Genomic DNA, 4130 nt, shown 5'->3' on the forward strand with positions numbered 1-4130 from the left:
TAGCGCGAAGCGCCTCTGTGTCCTCGGTGGTGGTATTTAATTTACAATTAATGAAAAGCAGCACATCAACCCTGAGCAAGCCCTGTGCCTACAGGCCACGAACTAAAATTTAGATAATAAAAAGGGGAGCTATGTTGCTCCCCTTTGTGCCTATAATTTTGATTTATTTAAGATCAAATCTGTCGGCGTTCATTACTTTTACCCATGCATTTACGAAGTCATGTACAAAACGTTCATTGTTGTCGTCTTGTGCGTAAAATTCGCTTAGTGCACGTAATATAGAGTTTGAACCAAACACTAAATCTATACGTGTTGCAGTCCATTTTATGGTGCCTGTTTTACGTTCAACAATGTTGTAAACACCTGGCTCAGACGGTTTCCAGTTATTGGCCATGTCGGTTAAGTTTACAAAAAAGTCGGTAGAAAGCGCACCTACGTTGTCGGTAAATACGCCGTGTTTGCTGCCTGCGTAGTTTGTGCCTAACACGCGCATTCCGCCAAACAGTACGGTCATTTCTGGTGCGGTTAGGCCCATTAACTGGCTACGCTCTAAAAGTAGCTCTTCTGGCGATACGCTAAAGTCGCCTTTAAGGTAGTTTCTAAAGCCGTCGTGTACTGGCTCTAACGGTTCGAACGACTCGGCATCGGTCATTTCGTCGGTTGCATCGCCGCGCCCTGGCGCAAACGGTACTGTTACATCAACACCAGCTTGTTTTGCAGCTTGCTCTACAGCTGCTGTGCCACCTAATACGATTAAATCGGCAATACTGATAGGCTTAGCTAAGCCAGCTTTAAATTTTTCAAGGGCGCTAAGTACGCTTGCTAGGCGCTCTGGCTCATTGCCTTGCCAATCTTTTTGCGGAGCTAAACGAATACGCGCACCATTTGCACCACCACGGCGGTCTGAACCTCGGTACGTACGTGCGCTATCCCATGCTGTAGTAATTAAATCGGTTGCTCTTACGCCACAATCAAGAATTTGTGCTTTTAGCTCGCTAATTTCGTCATCAGATAGGGTGTAGTCAACCGCTGGAATTGGGTCTTGCCAAATTAGGTCTTCGCTTGGTACATCTTTACCTAAGTAACACGCTTTAGGACCTAAGTCGCGGTGCGTAAGTTTAAACCACGCGCGGGCAAACACATCAGAAAAATACTCAAAGTCGTTGTTAAAACGTTCAATAATTTTACGGTAGATTGGGTCTACCTTCATGGCCATATCGGCGTCGGTCATCATTGGGTTTAAACGAATTGAAGGGTCTTCTACATCTACCGGCTTGTCTTCTTCTTTAATGTTTACAGGCTCCCATTGGTGCGCGCCTGCTGGGCTTTTAGTTAGCTCCCACTCGTAATTTAATAGTAAGTGACAGTAGCCGTTATCCCATTTTGTTGGGTGGGTAGTCCACGCGCCTTCTAGCCCCGACGTTACGGTATTGCGACCAAAGCCGCCTTCTTTAGTGCTGTTCCAGCCTAGGCCTTGCTCGTGTACGTCGGCCGCTTCTGGCTCTGGGCCTAAGTGCTCGGCTTTACCGTTACCGTGGGTTTTACCTACCGTGTGGCCGCCTACAGTAAGCGCTGCGGTTTCTTCGTCGTTCATTGCCATGCGAGCAAATGTTTCACGTACGTGCTGCGCGGTTTTTTGCGGATCGGGTATCCCATTAACGCCTTCTGGGTTTACGTAAATTAAGCCCATTTGTACCGCAGCTAATGGGTTTTCCATGGTGTCGGGTTTTTCTACGTTGTCGTAACGCTCATCACTCGGTGCTAGCCATTCTTTTTCTGCGCCCCAGTAAATGTCTTTTTCTGGGTGCCAAATGTCTTCACGGCCGCCCGCAAAGCCATAAACTTTTAGGCCCATTGATTCATATGCCATGTTACCGGCTAAAATGTATAGGTCGGCCCACGATAATTTGTTACCGTATTTTTTCTTGATTGGCCACAATAGGCGGCGCGCTTTATCTAAGCTTGCGTTGTCTGGCCACGAATTTAGCGGCGAAAAACGCTGGTTGCCGGTGCTTGCGCCACCACGGCCGTCTGATAATCGGTACGTACCCGCAGAGTGCCATGCCATACGGATCATTAAGCCGCCGTAATGACCCCAATCGGCAGGCCACCAATCTTGGCTATCGGTCATAAAGGCTTTTAGGTCTGCTTTTACTGCGTCTAAATCGAGAGATTTGAATGCTTCGGCGTAGTCGAAGTCTGTGCCGTAGGGGTTTGATTTTGTGTCGTGCTGATGAAGAATGTCTAAATTTAGAGTATTTGGCCACCAATCTGTGTTTACTTTAGAAATAACTGAGTTACTACCGTGCATTACGGGACATTGACCCGATTTAGTGCTGCTCATTTTCAGCTCCTTACTTTAAATGAAGAGTTTAACTATTTTACTCAAGCCCCAGCGCTTACATTTAAAGTAGCACGCTAAGGTTTATTAATTTTGCGCATAATTTTTATTTACTGCTCAAACAATATAGACCCCTAATATTACATTCGCCAGCGTATTAACTTGAATTAAATCGATTGAAACCATTGGTTTAATGAATACAGTTTAAACACCACAATTAGTGTGATCGGATTAAATAGATAACGCGTAATGGTATGTGAAGGGTTTGAAAGTGGCTTTTAATTAAGCGCACATTGGAATACCCCCCTTCACCATGAAATTAAAGTTGTTTATAAAGGTGCATTACTAAGCCCAATGCACCTTTACTTTATAACTTATTGAAATCTATTTTGAATAATTAAGTAAATGTTCAGATTAACTTGATTATTATGACCACTCACTCCTGTTATTTCCCTGCGACAATTTATTGTTGTTTTAAGCAGTTTTGCCAGCCCACATTGGGCTGGCTTTTTTTTGCCTAAAATTTCGAATCCTTTGAGGCTGTGTGAGCAGTTGTATGGTTTTGTTAAGTTGTTTAATGTTCAAAGCCAACACGCCCTAGTGCCAATAAGCCTTGCATGTTAAAGTGCGATTAGTCACTAATAATTAACTAGGCGTACCCATGCGTTTTTATATAACTATTCTATTTGTTTGTTTTGTTTCGCTTTTAAATACTGTTAATGCCCAAGAATCTGCTGCACCAACAGAAGAGCAACAGCAACAAGCGTTAGCGCAATTAAATGAGCCCATGTATAAACCGCTTTTAGAACGCTATATTCTTGATGAGTTAAAAGCCGTTCGCCAAGACCAACAACAATTACGCGAAGATGTAACAAAACAAGTTACACACGCCCAATTAGACACCGCCGACAGAGCGCTTATTTACACCACCGACACTATTAATAATGTGTTTTTTATTATTACTGCTACGGCCTCTATTTTGGTTTTAGTAGGCTGGAACTCGCTGCGCGATGTTAAAAATAAAGTAGAAGACATAGTAAATACGCGTGTCAGTGTGATCACTGACGAGTACGAAGATCGCTTAAAAATTCTTGAAGAAAAACTGCGTGTACGCTCAGAAGAAATACTCAGTAACCAAGAGCGTATATCGGTCACTAACGAGGTGCACTCGTTATGGATGCGCGCAAACCTAGAAAGCGACTTTGCAAACAAAATAGAAATATTTGACGAAATTTTAAAACGTAAGCCAGAAGATGTAGAAGCCATTGCCTATAAAGCCGATGCATTATTAGAGCTAAACGAAACCGCCAAAGCCATTGAGTTATGTAACCAAGCCATTGATATAGATAGCGACTACGGCTATGCCTACTGGCAGCGTGCGTGTGCGTATGCACTTACACACAAACATGCCGATGCATTAGCCGATATAAAAATGGCCCTAGAATACTCGCCAAACTTACGTAATGAGCTACTACACGAAAGTGCATTTGCCAGCCTACACGACAACGACAGCTTTAATACCATAGTAGCGGGTAGCTAGAGTTTTGTAGGCGCGTTATTGGCGTAAAGTGCGAAGCCCACAATAGCAGTAGCAGCGGCTTTATGCCGCGAAAAAGTTTAATATAAAACGCGAGGTAAACTCGCTGCTACGCAGTTAGCTCGTGCTTTCGTTTAAAAGTGATTATGTCACCACCGAGAAGTAAAGGAGGAGAGCAGGAGAAAAACTGAAGAAATAAATCACCAATACCTGTGTTTTCTCTGTGTAGCGCGAAGCGCCTCTGTGGTGCAA

2 protein-coding genes are annotated in these 4130 nt (G+C 43.8%); one reads left to right on the plus strand and one right to left on the minus strand.

Features of this window, described 5'->3' with window-relative positions; genetic code table 11:
- Positions 1-163: 163 nt before the first annotated feature.
- A complete protein-coding gene (katG, locus tag PAT01_RS19700; protein ID WP_154946042.1) occupies positions 164-2344 on the minus strand; it encodes a catalase/peroxidase HPI in 2181 nt (726 codons plus the stop codon).
- 658 nt (positions 2345-3002) lie between these two features.
- On the opposite strand from katG, the gene PAT01_RS19705 reads away from it, so the two are divergent.
- Positions 3003-3881: a tetratricopeptide repeat protein gene (locus tag PAT01_RS19705; protein WP_024032988.1), complete on the plus strand. Its 879-nt coding sequence runs from the start codon at positions 3003-3005 to the stop codon at positions 3879-3881.
- Positions 3882-4130: the final 249 nt, after the last annotated feature.

Source organism: Pseudoalteromonas atlantica, assembly GCA_007988745.1.
In the GTDB taxonomy this organism is placed as follows: Bacteria; Pseudomonadota; Gammaproteobacteria; order Enterobacterales; family Alteromonadaceae; genus Pseudoalteromonas; species Pseudoalteromonas atlantica.